10 protein-coding genes are annotated in these 16,578 nt (G+C 71.6%); 2 read left to right on the top strand and 8 right to left on the bottom strand.

Annotated elements, in window-relative coordinates:
* Position 1: 1 nt before the first annotated feature.
* Both ABD363_RS05945 and ngcE read right to left on the bottom strand, forming a co-directional pair.
* A complete protein-coding gene (locus ABD363_RS05945; protein WP_344600322.1) occupies positions 2-928 on the bottom strand; it encodes a carbohydrate ABC transporter permease in 927 nt (308 codons plus the stop codon).
* A gap of 82 nt (positions 929-1,010) precedes the next feature.
* Positions 1,011-2,462 (bottom strand): N-acetylglucosamine/diacetylchitobiose ABC transporter substrate-binding protein, encoded by a 1,452-nt coding sequence (ngcE, locus tag ABD363_RS05950; RefSeq protein WP_344600323.1) that lies wholly within the window; start codon positions 2,460-2,462, stop codon positions 1,011-1,013.
* Between the two features lie 383 nt (positions 2,463-2,845).
* On the opposite strand from ngcE, the gene ABD363_RS05955 reads away from it, so the two are divergent.
* A complete protein-coding gene (locus ABD363_RS05955; protein WP_344600324.1) occupies positions 2,846-6,673 on the top strand; it encodes a GH92 family glycosyl hydrolase in 3,828 nt (1,275 codons plus the stop codon).
* 19 nt (positions 6,674-6,692) lie between these two features.
* The gene (locus ABD363_RS05960; RefSeq protein WP_344600326.1) at positions 6,693-8,672 is read left to right on the top strand and encodes an alpha-glucuronidase; all 1,980 of its coding nucleotides are present in this window, start codon (positions 6,693-6,695) and stop codon (positions 8,670-8,672) included.
* Here ABD363_RS05960 and ABD363_RS05965 read toward each other — a convergent pair.
* From ABD363_RS05965 to ABD363_RS05990, 6 genes are all read right to left on the bottom strand, one after another.
* Positions 8,666-10,672: a beta-galactosidase gene (locus ABD363_RS05965; RefSeq protein WP_344600328.1), complete on the bottom strand. Its 2,007-nt coding sequence runs from the start codon at positions 10,670-10,672 to the stop codon at positions 8,666-8,668. The two genes, ABD363_RS05960 and ABD363_RS05965, sit on opposite strands and share 7 nt — an antisense overlap.
* Positions 10,669-11,349 (bottom strand): hypothetical protein, encoded by a 681-nt coding sequence (locus ABD363_RS05970; protein ID WP_344600330.1) that lies wholly within the window; start codon positions 11,347-11,349, stop codon positions 10,669-10,671. The genes ABD363_RS05965 and ABD363_RS05970 overlap by 4 nt, the downstream gene beginning before the upstream one ends.
* Positions 11,350-11,428: 79 nt before the next feature.
* A complete protein-coding gene (locus tag ABD363_RS05975) occupies positions 11,429-12,937 on the bottom strand; it encodes a GH39 family glycosyl hydrolase (RefSeq protein WP_344600332.1) in 1,509 nt (502 codons plus the stop codon).
* On the bottom strand, positions 12,934-14,595 hold the full coding sequence (locus ABD363_RS05980) for an ABC transporter substrate-binding protein (RefSeq protein ID WP_344600334.1): 1,662 nt from the start codon (positions 14,593-14,595) through the stop codon (positions 12,934-12,936). The genes ABD363_RS05975 and ABD363_RS05980 overlap by 4 nt, the downstream gene beginning before the upstream one ends.
* A 45-nt stretch (positions 14,596-14,640) precedes the next feature.
* A complete protein-coding gene (locus ABD363_RS05985) occupies positions 14,641-15,522 on the bottom strand; it encodes a carbohydrate ABC transporter permease (protein ID WP_344600336.1) in 882 nt (293 codons plus the stop codon).
* Positions 15,516-16,508, bottom strand: a complete 993-nt coding sequence (locus ABD363_RS05990; protein ID WP_344600338.1) for an ABC transporter permease — start codon at positions 16,506-16,508, stop codon at positions 15,516-15,518. The genes ABD363_RS05985 and ABD363_RS05990 overlap by 7 nt, the downstream gene beginning before the upstream one ends.
* Positions 16,509-16,578: the final 70 nt, after the last annotated feature.

Genomic DNA, 16,578 nt, shown 5'->3' on the forward strand with positions numbered 1-16,578 from the left:
TTCAGTACTCCAGCCGCTCGCGCCGGCCCAGCCGCATCACCGCGGCGGCGAAGGCCAGCGTGACGACGAGCAGGGCGACGCCGATGGTGGTGGCGTAGGCGGCCTGACCGTCGCGGAAGGCCTTCTGGTACACGTACAGCACCATGACGGTGGTCGAGTAATCGGGACCGCCGGGCCCGGTCGTCATGATCTGCACGACCGCGAACGACTCGGCGCCGAGGGCGAGGATCCCCAGGTACACCCAGCCGGACTGCACGGTGTCCCACAGCAGCGGCAGGGTGACCCGGAAGAAGGTGGTGACGCGGTTCGCCCCGTCCAGCAGCGCGGCCTCGTACAGCTCCGCCGGGATGGAGGCCATGCCCGCCGAGAAGAGGACCACGAAGAAACCGACGGTGGACCAGACGAGCACCGCCATCACGCACCACAGCGCGAGGTCCGGGTCCCCCAGCCACAGCGGCTGGACGCCGTCGAGCCCGATCCCGCGCAGCAGGGAGTTGACCGCCCCGCTGTCCGGGTTGTAGGCGAAGGCGAACAGCAGGGCGACGATCGCGATCGACAGGACCTGCGGGAAGAAATAGACGATCTGGTAGAAGGAGGCGCCCCGGACACCGGTGACGGCGGGGCCGCCCTTTCTCTTCCGGCCGCCCGCATTGATCATGAAGGCGAAGAACAGCGCCAGGGCGATGGTCACCAGCGGCAGCACCAATGCGAACAGCAGACTGTGCCGCAACGACTTCCAGAAGATCTCGTCGTCCAGCATCCGCTCGTAATTGCCGAAGCCGACCATCTCGAATTCGGGGCTCAGGCCGGTCCAGTCGGTGAACGAGTAGTAGATCGACTGGATGAACGGCCAGACGACGAAAAGCGCGTACAGCCCCAGGGGAACCGCGAGGAACCCCGCGATGAACCGGTACTTGCCGTGCTGCATCGCTACCGACCCCGATCTGCGCGCGGGTGCCGCCCGGTCCCGTCCGGCGGGGACAGGCCGGGCAGGCCCCGGTGACGGATCCTCACGCGTGCTTGTAGTGCTTGATCGACGTGTCCCTGGCGGTCTCGTCGGCGAAGCCCTGGATCTTCCTGACGGCCTCCGCCGGGGTGAGCCGGCCGGCCATCATCTCGCCGAGGCCGGCCACCCCGATCTTCTCCTTCTGGAGCTGCACGTACCAGTCCTGGATGCGCGGGTTGACCACGTTGTCACCGGCTTTCTCCAGCGCCGCGACACCGGACTTCAGGCCCGGGGTCAGGGTGATGCCGTCGGTGCCGCCGTCGAAGGCGGTCAGCGACTTGACCTTGCTGGTGAAGTTCTTCGAGGCGGCCTCGCCGAGCATGATGCGCAGCTGCTCCATGCCGCCCGCCCCGTTCCTCGCCCCGGCGGGGACGACGAAGGGCTCGCCGCCGGAGGCCCACAGGGTGCCGAAGGGCAGCTTGTCGGAGGAGCCGAGGCCGGTGGGCGCGGAGACGGCGAGGCCGAAGTCGGCCGGGATGACGTTCGCGGACTCGTTCTCCACCCAGGAGCCGTTGGGGAGGAACAGCGCCTTGCCCCGGGCCCACGCGGTCTGCGACTGGATGTGGTCCAGGCCCGGGGTGCCCCTGAGGACGTAGCCCTTCCGGTAGAGCTCGTAGTAGGCCTCGAAACAGGCCTTGACCGCCGGGTGCTTCCAGGCGTTCGGCTCCAGGTTGTCGATGGCGTCGAGGACCTCGCGGCCGCCGACCTTGCCGATCATCGGGTAGAGCGAGAAGGGGATGTAGTACGGGTACTTGCCCGCGTACGTCCAGCCCGCCATGCCCTTCTTCCTGGCCTTCGCGCACACGGCGAGCATCTGGTCCCAGGTCTGCGGGTACTGCTCGTCCAGCGCGTCCAGGGCCTTCTGCGAGTACCAGACGCCGTAGACCGTGTAGGCGTAGTAGAGGACCCACACCTTCTCGCCGTCGAACCGGCCCATCTCCACGATGCCGGGGCGCAGCGTGTCGCGGACCTTCTTGTCCGGGTCGTCGTAGGACGGCGCGTCCAGCAGCGGGGTGAGGTCGGCGAGCTGGTTCTTGCCGACCAGGACGCCCATGTCCATCTGCTCGGCGCCGGAGTTGTCGATGAGGTCGGGCGGGTTGCCCTGGTTGAACCGCGGCTGGAGCGTGGACTGGATCTTCTGGGTGGCCGAGAACTTCACCTCGGCCCGGGGGAAGTTCTTCTCGTAGATCCTCACGGCGTCCTCGGCGTACTCCGTGCCGAATCCGCCGTCGAACAGCACGAATTCCATCCGGGCGCCGTCGTTGACGCCCAGTGGGTTCTTCGCGGTCCTCTCGCCCGACTCCGCCTTGTCCTCGCCGCCTCCGCCGCTGCTGGCGCACGCGGACAGGAAACTCGTCGCGGGCACGGAGACCAGGCCGAGCGCGGCGGACCGCCTGATCAGATCACGGCGGCCGACGCCCGCGGATTCGTGGTTCTCACCGGAAGTGGATCCCATGCTCAAGTCCTCGCCTTCCGAAGTGGAGCTCGGGCGGTGAACCGGATCCTTCCCGGCACCGCGGTCGGGTCAAGCAGGGTCGTGCGGGGGCCTTGCGGATCGTACGGACGGGCCGATGGCGCGGATCACATGAATTGCCGACAGGTATAGTCCACTTTCCGCCGACGGAGCAAGATCGAATACATGGTTGGCCGTTTGTCTTTTCCGAGTTGAGACCTCGCGGAAATACGAGCCGTCCGCATACCGCCCGCCGGACGAATCCGCACCACGGGGCACGTGAGCCGCGGTCAACACTCTTGACAGCGCTTGCCACTTGGCCCACTACTGGTCCTTGCGCACGAAGTTGACAACGTTGTCCCACGTGCGGGGAGGGTCATCAGCACATGCAGCACAGAGTTCGCCACGGGGCTCGCCACAGAGCCCGCCACAGATGGGGCACGGCGGCCGCACTGGCGGTCGCCTTCGCTCTGGCCGCGGGGTCGCAGGGCGCGGCGGTCGCCCTGCCCGCCGCGCGGGACGCCGCCGACCGGGAGTTCGCCTCCTCCTTCGAGACGGACGATCCGGCTCCGGACTGGCTGAACACCGTCGACGAGGCACCGGGCGGCGGCAAACGGGCCGCGGGCGTGGACGGCGGGTACAGCAGCGGCATCCCGGGCAACGTCACCGACCACGTCACGCAGGTGCGGGCCAGCGGGGAGAACACGGGCGCCGGGGAGGTGAAGGAGAACCTCGCCGACGGCGAGCCCGGCACCAAGTGGCTGACCTTCGAACCCACCGGGTGGGCCGAGTTCGAGCTGGACGCGCCGGCCCGGATAGCCCGGTACGCGCTGACGTCGGCCAACGACCACGCCGAACGCGACCCCGCGGACTGGACCCTGAAGGGCTCCGCGGACGGCACGCAGTGGCGGACGCTGGACTCCCGCTCGGGCGAGTCGTTCCCCGAGCGGTTCCAGACGCGGACGTACGACCTCGCCGAGCCGGCCGAGTTCCGGCACTTCCGGCTGGAGGTGGAGAAGAACAACGGCGGGGACATCCTGCAGCTGGCCGACGTGCAGTTCGCCACGGCCGGCGGCGGCGGTCCGGTGCCGCAGGACATGCTCTCCCTGGTCGACCGCGGCCCGAGCGGCTCCCCCACCGCGAAGTCGGGCGCCGGGTTCACCGGGAAGCGGGCCCTGCGGTACGCCGGACGGCACACGGCGAACGGGCGCGCGTACTCGTACAACAAGGTCTTCGACGTGAACGTGGCGGTCGGCCGGGACACCCGGCTGTCGTACCGGATCTTCCCGTCGATGGCGGACGGCGACCGGGACTACGCCGCCACCGACGTCGCCGTGGACCTGGCCTTCACCGACGGCACGTACCTGAGCGGGCTGGGGGCGACGGACCAGCACGGGTTCGCCCTGACCCCGCGGGGACAGGGCGCGGCGAAGGTGCTGTACGTCAACCAGTGGAACAACGTGGTCTCCCGCATCGGGTCGGTCGCCGCCGGAAAGACGGTCGACCGGATCCTGGTCGCCTACGACTCCCCCGAGGGCCCGGCGAAGTTCCGCGGCTGGCTGGACGACGTCGTGCTCGACCGGGCGGCGCCGGAGCGGCCGAAGGCGCACCCGTCCGACTACGCCCTGACGACCCGGGGCACCAACTCCAGCGGCGCGTTCTCCCGCGGCAACAACTTCCCCGCGACCGCCGTGCCGCACGGCTTCAACTTCTGGACGCCGGTGACGAACGCGGGGTCGCTGAGCTGGCTGTATGACTACGCGCGCGGCAACAACGCGGACAACCTGCCGACGATCCAGGCGTTCAGCGCGAGCCACGAGCCGAGCCCGTGGATGGGTGACCGGCAGACCTTCCAGGTGATGCCGTCGGCCGCGCGGGGCACTCCGGACACCGGCCGGGAGGCCCGGGAGCTGGCGTTCCGGCACGAGAACGAGACCGCGCGCCCGTACTACTACGGGGTGCGGTTCGAGAACGGCCTGAAAGCGGAGATGACGCCCACCGACCACGCGGCGGTGCTCCGCTTCACCTACCCCGGCGACGACGCGAGCGTGCTGTTCGACAACGTCACCGACCAGGCGGGGCTGACCCTGGACCAGGACGACGGCGTCGTCACCGGCTACTCGGACGTGAAGTCCGGGCTGTCGACGGGCGCGACCCGGCTGTTCGTGTACGGCGCGTTCGACAAGCCGGTCACCGGGGGCTCCGCCGACGGCGTCAAGGGCCACCTGCGCTTCGACGCGGGCGAGGACCGCACGGTCACGCTGCGGCTGGCGACCTCCCTGATCAGCGTCGAGCAGGCCGAGGACAACCTGCGCCAGGAGATCCCCGAGGGCACCTCCTTCGAGGCGGTGCGCAAGCACGCCCAGAAGCAGTGGGACCGGCTGCTCGGCAAGGTCGAGGTGGAGGGCGCCACGCCGGACCAGCTGACCACGCTGTACTCCAGCCTGTACCGGCTGTACCTGTACCCGAACTCGGGCTTCGAGAAGGTCGGCGGGACGTACAAGTACGCCTCCCCCTTCTCGAGGATGCCGCAGCCGGACACCCCGACGCACACCGGCGCGAAGATCGTCGACGGCAAGGTGTACGTCAACAACGGCTTCTGGGACACCTACCGGACGACCTGGCCGGCGTACTCCCTGCTGACCCCGGAGCAGGCCGGTGAGCTGGTCGACGGGTTCGTGCAGCAGTACAAGGACGGCGGCTGGACCTCGCGCTGGTCCTCCCCCGGCTACGCGGACCTGATGACGGGCACCTCCTCGGACGTGGCGTTCGCGGACGCGTACGTCAAGGGCGTCGACTTCGACGCGAAGGCGGCGTACGACGCGGCCGTGAAGAACGCGACCGTGGTGCCGCCGTCCTCGGGCGTGGGCCGCAAGGGCATGGCGACCTCGCCCTTCCTCGGCTACACCAGCACCGAGACGCACGAGGGCCTGTCGTGGGCGCTGGAGGGCTACCTCAACGACTACGGCATCGCCCGCATGGGCCGGAAGCTCTACGCGGAGACCGGCGAGAAGCGCTACCGGGAGGAGTCCGCGTACTTCCTGAACCGCGCCCGGGGCTACGTCAACCTGTTCGACCCGAAGGCCGGCTTCTTCCAGGGCAGGGACGCGAAGGGCGACTGGCGGGTGGAGTCCTCGGCGTACGACCCGCGCGTGTGGGGCCACGACTACACGGAGACCAACGGCTGGGGCTACGCCTTCACCGCCCCGCAGGACAGCCGGGGCCTGGCCAACCTCTACGGCGGCCGCAAGGGCCTCGCGGACAAGCTCGACGCCTACCTGGCCACGCCCGAGACGGCCGCCCCGGAGTTCGTCGGCTCCTACGGCGGGGTCATCCACGAGATGACCGAGGCCCGGGACGTGCGGATGGGCATGTACGGGCACTCCAACCAGGTCGCCCACCACGCGCTGTACATGTACGACGCGGCCGGCCAGCCGTGGAAGACGCAGAAGAACGTCCGCGAGGTGCTGTCGCGGCTGTACGTCGGCAGCGAGATCGGGCAGGGCTACCACGGCGACGAGGACAACGGCGAGCAGTCGGCCTGGTTCCTCTTCTCCGCGCTGGGCTTCTACCCGCTGGTCATGGGCAGCGGCGAGTACGCCGTCGGCTCCCCGCTGTTCAAGAAGGCGACCGTCCACCTGGACAACGGCAGGGACCTGGTGGTCGAGGCGCCGAGGAACAGCGCGCGGAACGTCTACGTGCAGGGGCTGCGGGTCAACGGCCAGAAGTGGACCTCCACGTCGCTCCCGCACTCCCTGCTCGCCAGGGGCGGCGTCCTGGAGTTCGACATGGGGCCCCGGCCGTCCGCGTGGGGCACGGGCCGGAACGCCGCGCCCGTGTCGATCACCCGGGACGACAAGGTGCCGGCGCCGCGCGCGGACGTCCTGGCGGGCGACGGCGCGCTGTTCGACGACACCTCGGCCACGGACGCGCGGGTGACCGCCGTGGACCTGCCGGTGCCCGAGGCGGCCAGGGCCGTGCAGTACACCCTGACGTCGTCGGCGGACCGGGCCAGGGCCCCGGCCGGGTGGACGCTCCAGGGTTCCTCCGACGGCGGGGCCACCTGGCGGACGCTGGACGAGCGCTCCGGCGAGTCCTTCGCCTGGGACCGGCAGACCCGCGCGTTCTCCGTGCGGTCCCCGGGTACGTACGACAGGTACCGCCTGGTCCTCGACGGCGAGGCGACCGTGGCGGAGGTGGAACTGCTCGCCTGAGCGACCGAGTGGGGGATACATGCCGCTTCCCGTGCCCGTGCCGCCCGAGGGGGTCGACCCGGCCTGGCTGCCGCCGGCCGCCTTCCGGCCGCTCGGCTCCCGGCGGACCCTGATCCGCGGCTCGGGGCCGCTGGTGGACACGGTGCACGGGGAGGTGGCCGAGGCCTGCGCCCGGTTCGGCGGTCGTGTCGTACGCGACGCCGGGCCGGGCGCGGCGCCGTACGACCTGGTGCTCGCCGTGACCGGCTCCGGGGGCGAGGAGTTCACCTGCGCGCGCCGGGACGGCACGACGACCGTGACCGCGGCCGGCCCGGCCGGGCTGCTGTACGGCCTGTTCCACGTCGTCCGGCTCGGCGAGGACGCCTTCCGCGCCGGGCGGGCGCCCGAGACGCACCGCCCGGCGGTGGCCTCGAGGATGCTCGACCACTGGGACAACGTGGCCGTGCATCCGGTGATGGGCCAGGTCGAGCGGGGGTACGCGGGCGGGTCGCTGTTCTGGGCGGACGGCCGGGCGCGCGGCGACCTGGAGCGGGTGCGGGCCTACGGCAGGCTGCTCGCGGCCTGCGGGATCAACGCGGTGGCGGTGAACAACGTCAACGTGCACGCCGTCGAGGCGCACCTGCTCACCGACCGGATCGGCGAGGTCGCCGCGATCGCGGACGCGTTGCGGCCGTACGGCGTCAGGACGCACCTGTCGGTGACGTTCGCCGCGCCGGTGGTGCTCGGCGGGCTGCCCACGGCCGATCCGCTGGAGGAGGCGGTGCGCGCGTGGTGGGCGCGGGCCACGCGGCGGGTGTACGAGGCGATACCCGACTTCGGCGGGTACGTGGTGAAGGCGGACTCGGAGGGGCAGCCGGGCCCGTTCGCCTACGGGCGCAGCCACGCCGACGGCGCCAATGCGCTGGCCGCCGCGCTGGAACCGTACGGCGGCACCGTGCACTGGCGGGCGTTCGTCTACGACCACCGCCAGGACTGGCGGGACCGCACCACCGACCGGGCCCGTGCCGCCCACGACCACTTCACGCCGCTGGACGGCGCGTTCGCGCCGAACGCGGTGCTCCAGGTCAAGCACGGGCCGATGGACTTCCAGGTGCGCGAACCGGTCTCGCCGCTGATCGGGGCGATGCCCCGCACCCGGCTCGCGGTGGAGGTGCAGGCCACCCAGGAGTACACCGGTCAGCAGCGGCACGTGTGCTGGCTGGGGCCGATGTGGAGCGAGGTGCTGCGGTTCCGGCCGGACGGGCGGACGCCGGTCGGGGAGCTGGCGCGCGGCGGGCTGGTGGCGGTGTCCAACGCGGGCGACGACCCGTTCTGGACCGGGCATCCGCTGGCCCAGGCCAACCTGTACACCTTCGGGCGGCTGGCCTGGCAGCCGGACGCGGAGCCGCGCGCGCTGCTGGACGAGTGGATCGCGCTGACCCACCCGGACGCCCCCGGGCGACTGGCGGCCGGGCTGCACGCGGTGCTCGACGGCTCGTGGCGGACGTACGAGAAGTACACCGCGCCGCTCGGGGTGGGCTTCATGGTGCAGCCGGGGCACCACTACGGGCCGAGCGTGGACGGGTACGAGTACAGCCCCTGGGGCACCTACCACTTCGCCGACCGGGACGGGGTCGGCGTCGACCGCTCCCGTGCCACGGGCACCGGGTACGCGGGGCAGTACGCCGAGCCGTGGGCCCGGCTGTACGAGTCGCCGGACACCTGCCCCGACGAGCTGCTGCTGTTCTTCCACCACGTGCCGTACGGGCATGTGCTGCACAGCGGGAGGACGGTGATCCAGCACATCTACGACACGCACTTCGAGGGCGTGGCGGAGGTGGAGCGGGCCCGCGCGGTGTGGGCCTCGCTGGCGGGGCTGATGGACCCGGCCCGGCACGCGCGGGCCGCGCAGCGGTACGAGGAGCAGCTGCGCGGCGCCCGCGAGTGGCGCGACCAGGTCAACAGCTATTTCTTCCGCAAGTCCGGGGTGCCGGACCGGCGGGGGCGGCGGATCTACTGAACGCGCAGCACGACGACGCCGAGCGGGTCCAGGGTGAGCGGGACGTGCGCCTCGACGCGCCGGCCGGTCAGCAGGTCGGTGCCGGCGGCGTGGGCGGTCAGGCGGGCCGGCCCGGGGGCGTGGTTGAGGAGGAACAGCAGACGGGTGCCGTCGGGGGCGACACGGGTCGCGCTCTCCACGGCGGGATGGCCGGCGTAGGGGCCGACGAGGCCGTGGCGGGCGAGGACGCGGCGCACCACCGCGTCGACGCCCGGCTGGTCGAGGGCGGTGGCCACGTACCAGCCCTCGCCCGCGCCGTAGGTGTTCCTGGTGACGGCGGGGGTGCCCGCGTAGAAGTCGGCGCCGTAGACGGCGACCGGTTCGGCGCCGCGCGGCAGCACGATCTCGAAGACGAGGCGGGCCTCGAAGACCGACTCCCCCAGCCGGACCGGCTGGACGACCTCGGGCGGGCGGGCGTCCCACTCGTCGACGCGGACCCCCGTCAGGGGGGCGAGCGGGCCGGGGACGTCGGTGAGGAACGCGCGGTCGCAGAGGTCGACGCGGCCGGAGAGGAAGGTGGCCAGGACCGTGCCGCCCCGCGCGGCGACGGCCTCCAGACGGGCGGCGAGATCGCCCTTGACCATGTGCAGGACGGGGGCGAGGACCACGTCGTACGGGGTGAGGTCGGCGGTGACCGGGACGACGTCGACGTCGGCGCCCGCCGTGCGGGCCGCCCGGTAGTAGGCGTGGACGACGTCCTGGTAGCGGACGAGCCGGGACGGGCCGTCGGAGATCTCCAGGGCCCACCAGCTGTCCCAGTCGAACAGCAGGGCGGTGCGCGACGGCGTGCGGGCGCCCAGGGTCGCGTCGCCGAGGGCCTCCAGCTCCCTTCCCAGGGCGGCGACCTCGCGGAAGACGCGGGTGTCGTCGCGGCCCGCGTGGCCGATGACCGCGCCGTGGTACTTCTCGCAGGCGCCGCGGGAGGCGCGCAGCTGGAAGTACAGGGCGGCGTCGGCGCCGTGCGCGATCGCCTGGAAGGTGGCCAGGCGCAGTTCGCCGGGGCGGCGCAGCGGATTGACGTCCCGGCAGGCGGTGGTGGAGGGGGTCTGCTCCATCAGCCAGAAGGGGGCGCCGTCCTTCAGACCGCGCATCAGGTCGTGGGCGAGGGCGGGCCGGGTGGGCGGGGCGTCGAGCGGCGGATAGCTGTCCCAGGAGGCGAAGTCGAGGTGGGGCGCCCAGCGGTGGTAGTCGAGCGGGCGGTAGGCGCCCATGAAGTTGGTGGTGACGGGGGTGGCCCCGTCGTGCCGCCGGATGGCCTCCTTCTCGGCGCGGAAGCAGCCGAGCAGGGCGTCGGTGGTGAAGCGGAAGTAGTCGAGGGTGGTGCCCTGGAAGGCGGTGTGGTCGGGGCCGCGCCAGTGCTCGGTGAGGGCGTTCGGCGGCTCGATCTGGTCCCAGTCGGTGTAGCGGTGGGACCAGAAGGCGGTGCACCAGGCGTCGTTGAGGGCGTCGAGGGTGGCGTACCGGTCCCGGAGCCAGGCGCGGAAGGCGTCGGCGCACAGGCCGCAGTAGCAGGCGCCGCCGTACTCGTTGTTGACGTGCCAGGCCAGCAGCGCGGGGTGGCCGGCGTAGCGGGCGGCGAGGCGTTCCGCCAGCGCCGCGGCGTGGTCGCGGTAGGCCGGTGCGCTGGGGCAGAAGTTGTGGCGCTGGCCGTAGCGGTGGCGGCGGCCCTCGAAGTCGGTGCGGTTGACCTCGGGGTGCTTCTTGGCGAGCCAGGGCGGGAGGGCGGCGGTGCCGGTCGCCAGGCAGACCCGCCGCCCCTGCGGGACGGCGCGGTCCAGGACGCGGTCCAGGACCGTGAAGTCGTAGGCGCCGGGCGCAGGCTGGGTGAGGGACCAGGAGAAGACGCCGACGGTGAGGGTGTCGATCCGCGCCTCGGTGAACAGGCGGTGGTCCTCCTCCCCCACCTGTTCGGGCCACTGCTCCGGGTTGTAGTCGCCGCCGTAGGGGATCGTGGGCGTCATGCGGTGAAGTCCTTCCGGGTCTCGGCGATGACCGGGCGGCTGCCGTGCAGCAGGGAGAGCAGCAGCGGGGCGGCCAGCAGGGCGGGCAGGGCCTCGGTCAGCAGGGCGGTCGCCGCGGCCGTCAGGACGAGCAGCGAGGCGGCGGCGAGGGTGGCGCGGCCGTGCCGGAGCAGGAAGTACGCGGCGAGGCGGGCGGTGTCGCGGGCGCGGAAGGCGAACAGGGAGGTCAGGACGAGGGCGTGCGCGCCCCACAGCAGGGAGCCGGCGCCGATCACCGCGAGCAGCGCCGCCCACCAGCCGGGCAGGCCCGTGGCGGGGAAGTGGGTGAGGGTGAAGGCGATGACGGTGAGCCAGGCGAGGAGCGGGGTCCACAGCTTCAGCGCCGGGAGGGCGTTGAGCCGCCAGCCGCGCCCGTAGGCGCGGGCCGGGTGGAGGTCGGTGAGGTCGCGGCCGCGGTGGTGCAGGGCGTACAGGGCGGCGGAGAGGGCCGGGCCGAGGGGCAGCAGGCAGCCGGCGGCCAGGGGGAGGTGGGCGGCGTCGGGGCGGAGCAGGAACAGGCCGGCCAGGCCCGGGGAGGCGGCGAGGAGCAGCAGGGCCTCGACCGTGACGAGGGTGTGGACCAGGGCGGCGGCGCGGGAGAGGGGTCCGGCGCCGAAGACGGCCGGCGGGGCGGTCACCGCGGGGCCTCCTCGGGGGCCGCGGGCGGCCGGGGCCGCCGGGTCCGCCTCCGGGCGGGCGCGGGCGCCCGCGACGCGCTCACTCCGGGTCCCTTCCGAGCAGGCGGCGCTCGTCCCACCAGGGCGGCGCCTGGTCCTCGACCGGCTCCAGCTCGACGAGGGCGATCCCGTGGCGGGAGAGCGTCAGGTCCAGGTCCACCCGGCCGTCCGCGGCGGGCAGGCGGCGGTGGTCGCGGGCGGGTTCGGCGGCCTCGCGCAACACGTCGAGCTGGTGCGGGCGGGGTGAGCGGGGGCTGCCCATCCGCTGCCAGGCGGTGCGGGCGTTGCCGTGCTCCTCGTCCACCGTGGACCGGCGGACGAACACCTCCCCGGGGCCGGCCGGGACCGACAGGCGCAGCCGGTGCCGTCCGGGGCCGGGCGTCGCGCCGCTCGCGTCGACCGGCGCCCAGGCCAGCACGGTGACCCTGCCGTCCGCGTGCCGCGTCACCAGGTGGTCCTCGCCGCGTGCCAGCAGCTCCCGCCCCATCCGGGCCAGGAAGGCGTACAGGTGGTACGTCGGCTTCTTCACCTGCCGGTGGGTGAGCAGCCCGAAGCCCCCGTGGAACAGGGCGGTCGGCACGCCGGTCTCCTCGAAGACGTCGCTGAACGTCCAGTACGAGAAGGAGTCGGCGTGGTCGGCGCCGTGGACCAGGACCGGGGCCAGGTAGGCGGCGTGGAAGGCGGTGTCGTGGACGGGGTTGTCGGGCCGGTAGGAGGAGTTGAACTCCGTGATGTGCACCGGGAGCCCGGCCAGCCGGGTGCCCCGCAGCCGTTCGCGGGGGGCGGCGAACTGCTCCAGCAGCGCGCTCGCCGGGGCCAGCGTCTGGTGCGTGCCGAACGGCACGTGCTGCGCGGGCCCGGAGCTGTAGGCGTGCCGGGAGACGAAGTCCACGGGCACGTCCCGGCGTTCGGCGAACTCGGCGAACCGCTCCAGCCACCCGTCCGCGGCCGGCGAGAGCGCCGGGCCGCCGACCTGGAGGGCGGCGTCCACCTCCTTCACGGCGTGCGCGGTCACCTCGTACAGCCGGTGGTACGCCCGCTCGTCCGCGTCCTGCCAGAAGTCGGGCAGGTCGGGCTCGTTCCACACCTCGACGGGCCAGGTGCGCACCTCGTCGAGGCCGTACCGGTCGACGAGGTGGGCCATGGTCGCGCGGACCAGTTCCGCCCACTCCTTCCAGTCCCGGGGCGGGGTGACGTTGCCCCGCCACCAGAACACCGTCCGCTCGCCGCTCGCCAGTTCGCCCGGCATGAAGCCGAGTTCGAGGAAGGGCCGGACGCCGAGGGCGAGGAGGGCGTCGACGACCTGGTCGACGTAGGTGAAGGAGTGCCGGACGTGGCGGGCGCCCCGCCACGTGTACGGCCGGTGCACGCCCATGCCGTCGCTGAGCAGGCCGTGCCCCCGGATGTACCGGAAGCCGATCTCGCGCCGGACCAGGGCCAGGGAGTCCTGGTAGTCGCGGCGCAGGGCGAGGTCGAGGCGGCCGGTGCCGACGCAGTACCGCCAGGCATCGGACAGGCGGCCGGCCGGCGCGGCGGGGACGCGGATCACCCGTTCTCCTTCCGGAAGCGCTCGTACGCCCTGTTGTGCAGGTCGACGAGGTGCCGCATGTTCTTCGCCGTCAGCTCGGACACGTACGCGTCCCACTCGGACAGCGGGCGCTTGCCCAGGGCGAACTTGAGCGTGTTCTGGGTGACGTGGTCCCTGAGCGGCGTGTCCCACAGCGAGGCCTGCTCCTGCTCGACGGACCGCAGGGGGTGGGCCGGGTCGACGGGGAGCTGCTCGCGCCGGGACATGACGTCCTGGAACCTCTGCTCGTCCGGGCCGAACATGGAGGAGACCAGGTCCCAGCTGCCGCCGTAGGCGAAGACGCCGTTGTAGAAGCCGTAGTCCTTCTGCAGGTCCTTCTCCGCGTCCGGGTCGGAGCCCATGAGGCTGATGCCGGGCTCGAGCCGGTACTCGCCGCCGGAGCGGGTGTGGGTGACGCCCTGGACGCCCCACCGGGCGAACCGCTGGCCCTCGTCCGAGTACCACAGCCAGTCCACGAACTGCATCAGCGCGACGAAGTCGTCGCTCCGGAGCGCCTTGCCGGCGATCATCACGCCGTTCTCCAGCCGGGCGCCGCCCAGGACCACCGGCCCGGCCGGGCCGAGCGGCACCGGGATCATCTCGATCGCCGAGCCCTCGACCTGCCTCTCCAGGTTGTAGCGGTAGTTCTGCACCAGTTCCTGCGGGTTGGCGCTGATCGCGAAGGACTTCTCGCCCAGCAGCTTCTGCACCGCCTCGTCGTCGGTCTGGGTGAAGCTCTCGGGGTCCATCAGCTTCTCGGCGACCAGCTTCCTCAGGTACCCGACCATCTGCCGGTAGCCGTCCGTCGCGCCGGTGAAGACGAACTTCTCCGCCCGCCGGTCGAAGCTGATGTTGTCGTACGACCAGCCGGCCCGGACCCCGTACGCCTGGCCGAGATAGCTCATCAGGGCGGCGGCGGGGTAGGGGGTGTTGGTGCTCCAGCGGTCGCTGAGGGGGTAGCGGTCGGGGTACTCCTCCTTGATCGCCCTGAAGACCTCGTGCACCTGGTCCCAGGTGGTGGGCGGGTCCAGGCCGAGCCGGCCGAGGACGTCCGTGCGCAGCGCCAGCGAGTAGCCGGACCTGACCTTCTCGTGCAGGCCGGGCAGCAGGTAGAACCTGCCGTCGGACTGGCGGATGGAGTCCAGCTCCGGCTCCAGCCGCCACTTCGCGACCTTGTCCCGGAAGTGGGGCATCAGGTGCACGTAGTCGCTGACCGCGAGGATCGCGCCCGACGACACGAACGCGGTCTCGGAGGGGTGGTACGTCTTGGGGATCAGGAAGGGGGCGTCGCCCGCGCCGATCATGACGCTGCGCTTCTTCTCGTAGTCGCTCAGCGGGACGCCGATCGGTTTCAGGGTGACGCCGGTGCGCCGGGTGAGCTCCTTCCAGAACAGCCAGTCGTCCCGGAGCGGGTAGACCGGGTTGTCGTTGTGCAGCACGTCGAAGGTGAGCGGCCTGGTCGCCTTGAACTGCTGTCCGACGCGGTACTCCCGCATCGCGCCGTTCCGCTTCTTCGACAGGTCCTTGGCGTCACCGCCGTCGTCGCCGCTGCCGCAGCCGGTGAGCGCGGCGAGGCCGGCGGAACCGGCGGCGGCGAGGACCTGACGCCGCGACAGCTTCCCTGGGTTCTCTGCGGGCACGGACACTCCCTTGTTCCGTAGGCCAGTCGGGGAGCGGCGCGGTGGTCAGCCCTTGACCGCGCCGAGCATCACGCCGGAGACGAAGTAGCGCTGGACGAACGGGTACACGCACAGGATCGGCAGCGAGGTCAGCACGATCGTCACGGCCTGGATGTTCGCCGCGGTCTGGCTGAGCTGCTCGGCGCCGGCACCCGCGCCGGCGCCGCCGGTGGCGCCGGCGATGAGGTTGCGCAGGTACACGGTGACCGGCATCAGCTCGCTCCGGTCCAGGTACAGGAAGGCGCCGAACCAGGAGTTCCAGAAGGACACCGAGTAGAACAGCACCATCGTCGCCACGACCGCCTTGGACAGCGGCAGCACGATCCGCAGCAGGATCCCGTACGTGCTCAGGCCGTCGATCTGGGCGGCCTCCTCCAGTTCGGCCGGCAGGCTCTCGAAGAAGGCCTTCATCACCAGCAGGTTGAAGACGCTGATCGCGTTGGGCAGGGCCAGCGCCCAGACGGTGTTCTTCAGGCCGAGGCTGGTGATCAGCACGTAGGTGGGGATCAGCCCGCCGGTGAAGAACATGGTGAACACGGCGACGGTGACGAGGAAGCCGCGCCCCTTGAGCTGCCGCTTCGACAGCACGTACGCGTAACAGGTGGTCAGCACCATGGCGACGGCGGTGGAGACCGCCGTGTACAGCACGGTGTTGCCGTAGTTCCGCCAGAACATCTCGTCCCGGAGGACGACCTCGTAGGTGGTGAGATCGAAGCCCTTGGGCCACAGCGTCACCTCGCCGGCCCTGATCTGCCGTTCCCCGCTGAAGGAGCGGGCGACGATGTTGACGAAGGGGTAGAGGGTCACGATCACGACGAGGGTGAGGACCACCCCGTTGACCTTCTGGAAGACGCGGTAGCCGCGGGTGGGCCGGTCGACGCTCACCACAGGCTCGTCCCCGCCGTGCGGCGCGACAGCTGGTTCGCGCCCGTGATCAGGACCAGGCCGACGACCGCCTCGAACAGGCCGATGGCGGCGGCGTAGCTGAAGCTGTTGGACTCCACGCCGGTGCGGTACAGGTAGGTGGAGATCACGTCGGCCGTCGGGTACGTCAGCGGGTTGTACAGCAGCAGCACCTTCTCGAAGCCGACCGCCATGAACGTGCCGATGTCGAGGATCAGCAGTGTGATCATGGTGGGGCGGATGCCGGGCAGGGTGACGTGCCAGATCTGCCGCCAGCGGCTCGCGCCGTCGATGCGGGCCGCCTCGTACAGGTCGTCGTCGACGGTGGTGAGCGCGGCGAGGTAGAGGATCGTGCCCCAGCCGGCGGTCTGCCAGACCTCCGAGCCGACGTAGATCGTGCGGAACCACTCGGGCTCCTGGACGAACCGGATCGGGTCGTGCCCGAACCAGCCCAGCACGTGGTTGACGGGCCCGTCCGTGGCGAGCATCTGCAGGGTGATGCCCGCGACGATCACGATCGACAGAAAGTGCGGCAGGTACGACACCGACTGCACGAACCGCTTCAGGGAGCGCCTGCGCACCTCGTTGAGCAGCAGCGCGAGCACGATCGGGACCGGGAAGCAGAAGACGAGGGTGAGTCCGCCGAGCCACAGGGTGTTGCGGAACACCTGCCAGAAGGTGGGGTCGGTCAGGAACATCTCCACATAGCGCAGGCCCGCCCACTCCTCGCCGAAGATCGACCCGCCCGGCTCGAAGCGGCGGAACGCGATCACGTTGCCGATCATCGGCAGGTAGCGGAATACCAGGAAGAACAGCAGCGGCAGCACGGCCAGCGAGTACAGCTGCCAGTCGCGGCGCAGCGCCCTGCGCCGGCCGGTCCGCGCCGGTGTCCGCGCACGGCGGGCCCCGGGCCGCGCCGGCGGCGGGTCCTGGGCGCCGGGCGGTGGAACCGGCCTGGTGGAGATGCTCATGCTCGGGCCTCCCGGGCAGGGGACGCGGAACCGAAACTTTCGAGCTCTTACCGGTAACTTCGCGGCAACT

Source organism: Streptomyces glaucus, assembly GCF_039533365.1.
Classification (GTDB): domain Bacteria; phylum Actinomycetota; class Actinomycetes; order Streptomycetales; family Streptomycetaceae; genus Streptomyces; species Streptomyces glaucus.

Excerpts from the sequence above, each read along its gene's own strand:
- ABD363_RS05960 (WP_344600326.1), top strand. The coding sequence starts at position 6,693 with ATGCCGCTTCCCGTGCCCGTGCCGCCCGAGGGGGTCGACCCGGCCTGG.
- ABD363_RS05990 (WP_344600338.1), bottom strand. The coding sequence starts at position 16,508 with ATGAGCATCTCCACCAGGCCGGTTCCACCGCCCGGCGCCCAGGACCCG.
- ABD363_RS05965 (WP_344600328.1), bottom strand. The coding sequence starts at position 10,672 with ATGACGCCCACGATCCCCTACGGCGGCGACTACAACCCGGAGCAGTGG.
- ABD363_RS05955 (WP_344600324.1), top strand. The coding sequence starts at position 2,846 with ATGCAGCACAGAGTTCGCCACGGGGCTCGCCACAGAGCCCGCCACAGA.
- ngcE (WP_344600323.1), bottom strand. The coding sequence starts at position 2,462 with ATGGGATCCACTTCCGGTGAGAACCACGAATCCGCGGGCGTCGGCCGC.
- ABD363_RS05945 (WP_344600322.1), bottom strand. The coding sequence starts at position 928 with ATGCAGCACGGCAAGTACCGGTTCATCGCGGGGTTCCTCGCGGTTCCC.